Annotated in this window: 3 protein-coding genes; all 3 read right to left on the bottom strand. The window is 45.6% G+C overall.

Annotated features, from left to right (window positions below):
• Positions 1 to 1,060 (bottom strand): Sapep family Mn(2+)-dependent dipeptidase (locus ACH2DQ_RS09195; RefSeq protein ID WP_395026483.1); only part of this gene is annotated, 1,060 nt, incomplete at its 3' end.
• Between the two features lie 96 nt (positions 1,061 to 1,156).
• Positions 1,157 to 2,374 carry a [FeFe] hydrogenase H-cluster maturation GTPase HydF gene (gene hydF, locus ACH2DQ_RS09190; protein WP_394912310.1) on the bottom strand — a complete coding sequence of 406 codons (1,218 nt, stop codon included), beginning with the start codon at positions 2,372 to 2,374 and terminating at the stop codon, positions 1,157 to 1,159.
• A 16-nt stretch (positions 2,375 to 2,390) separates the two neighbouring features.
• The coding region (locus tag ACH2DQ_RS09185; RefSeq protein ID WP_395026485.1) for a DUF6783 domain-containing protein at positions 2,391 to 2,454 on the bottom strand (64 nt) is incomplete at its 5' end.

Genomic DNA, 2,454 nt, shown 5'->3' with positions numbered 1-2,454 from the left:
AGATCGGCACGCGGCTGTCAAACTGTCCATTGATACTGGTTGGAGTATATTGGAACACACCCAGATTCATGGTGAGTTTTCCGGATATTTCGTCTTCCATTTCTACTCCCATGCCCTTTCCGTAATAATCATTATGGGGAAAGAGCTTTGCTAAAGCCCTGATTTTTTCAAATCCCCTGCTAGGCGCAACCGGAAGCCCCGCCAGCAGCTGCAACAATGCTGTCAATGCACTGTTTCCAACTTCCGGTGTGGAAGCATGTCCTGCCACACCCTTAGCGGTTATCACAATCTCATCCTGGTTTTTCGTTACGGTAAACTTAACCTTTGTCTCATCCTGTGCTTTTTTTGCAGCATCCAGAGCCGTTTGTTCCTCTAAGCCCAAAATGACAGCTTCTGCATTAGCAGGAACCACATTTACTTTATCACCGCCATGGATCTTCACAATCTTTGGCAATGCATCACAATCTTCAAATTCTCCATGGAATTTCTTAGAGAAATGACCTTTTTCAATATTAATAACCGGATAGTCCGCATCCGGTGTAAAACTCATTGGAGCTTCTTTTTCTATTCCATAATAATACACCAGATCTGAAGAACCGCATTCTTCATCCGATCCCAAAATCAATCGTACATTATAGTCCAGTTCAATCCCCAGATCCTTAACAGCCTTCATGGCATATAAAGCTGCCATTGCCGGTCCCTTGTCGTCTGCCGTACCTCTTCCGTATATTTTTCCATCTCTGATCACCGGCTGAAACGGATCCGTAACGGTCCAGTCTTTTGTCACAGGTACCACATCCAAATGCGCCAGGATATCCAGCTGTTTTTCTTTCTCATTAAAATCGCCGGTGACAACACGGTTTTCATAATTCCTTGTTGCAAATCCATAAGAATCCATCAATTCCTTCGCAGCTTCCAGTACCTCTGCCGGTCCTTCACCATATGGTTTGCCCGGTGTCTCCTGCGTTCTCTGGCTGTCAATCCTGACAAGCTTCATCACATCGTCAATCAGTTGTTCCTTATGTGCGTCAATATATGCGTCAATTTGCTCTCTGTACATGATGTACCTCCTTGATAATTTGCGTTGCTCTTATTGTACTGCTAAGTTGGTGAAACATCAAGGTACATTTGTTTAACATTCATTAACTCTGATTCCTCAACTTATCTTGTCATAAACAGAAGGAAAGACCTCCAGGCTCCGCTTTAGAATCCCCTGAATCTGCGCTATAAACATCCCATAATTTGTAATCGGTACCCTTGCATCTTCGGCACATTGTATCCGATACTTCATCTCTCTTTCATTGAGTGTACAGCCGCCGCAGTGAATAATCAGTTTATACTTTGATAAATCGGAGGGAAATTCCACACCGCTTGTAAACTCCAGATGAATCGCTGCCCTCGTATATTGTTTCAGCCAGGCAGGTATTTTAACAGTTCCGATATCATTGCACTGCCGATGGTGGGTGCAGCCCTCTGATATGAGCACCGTATCCCCATCTTTTAATTTGTCTATTGCAGCCACTCCTTCCACCAGGGTTTTCAGATTTCCTTTATGCCTTGCAAACAATATGGAAAATGAAGTGAGCAGAACATCCCGGGGGGTGTCTTTGGCAGCCTGTTTAAATGCCTGGCTGTCTGTGATTACAAGCTTTGGAGGCTGTGCCAGTTTCTTCAGTGCAGCCGCCAGATCCACATCCTGAACCACAAGCGCTGATGCCCTTGCCTCCAGGATATCCCGGATGGTCTGCTGCTGAGGCAGAATCAACCGCCCTTTCGGCGCCGCTTTATCAACCGGCACTACCAGCACCGCCAGATCCAGCGGTTCCAGCAGATCCTGTACAATGGGGATTTCCGGCTTATCATGAGGTGCCTGGCTTGCAATGAGCTCTTTTAATTCGTAAATATTCTGACCGGTAACCGCGCTGACTGCAATATAATTGGACCGCCCCATGCACAGTTTTTCTATTTCCTCCCGTGAAAGGCTTTCCGCCTTATTAAAGGCTACTACATAAGCAATCTGTTTCTCTTCCATCTTATTAATCAGGGCATAGTCCTGACTGGTCATGCCAAGGTATGCATCTACCACCAAAACAGCAATATCGGTTTTATTCAAAACCTGGTAACTTTTTTGAACCCGCAGAGCACCAAGCTCTCCCTCGTCATCAATTCCCGGCGTATCGATCATTACAACAGGTCCCAGGGGCAGCAGTTCCATTGCCTTCGATACGGGATCTGTGGTAGTTCCTTTTACATCCGATACGATTGCCAGACTCTGACCGGTAATCCCGTTAATCACACTGGATTTCCCTGCATTTCTTCTCCCAAAAATCCCAATATGCACCCGGTCAGCCGAAGGTGTACTGTTTAATCCCATATTGTCCTCCTCACCTTTATCTTAATCTAGAGCGTGTTTTAAAATTGCTTTCTGACAACTGTACGTCACACTTTGTGGGA

The organism is Robinsoniella sp., assembly GCF_034124845.1.
This window is presented reverse-complemented; position numbering and strand designations above follow the sequence as displayed.

What these genes read in the sequence shown, in the direction of transcription:
- hydF (WP_394912310.1), bottom strand. Translation starts at nt 2,374, where the DNA reads ATGGGATTAAACAGTACACCTTCGGCTGACCGGGTGCATATTGGGATT.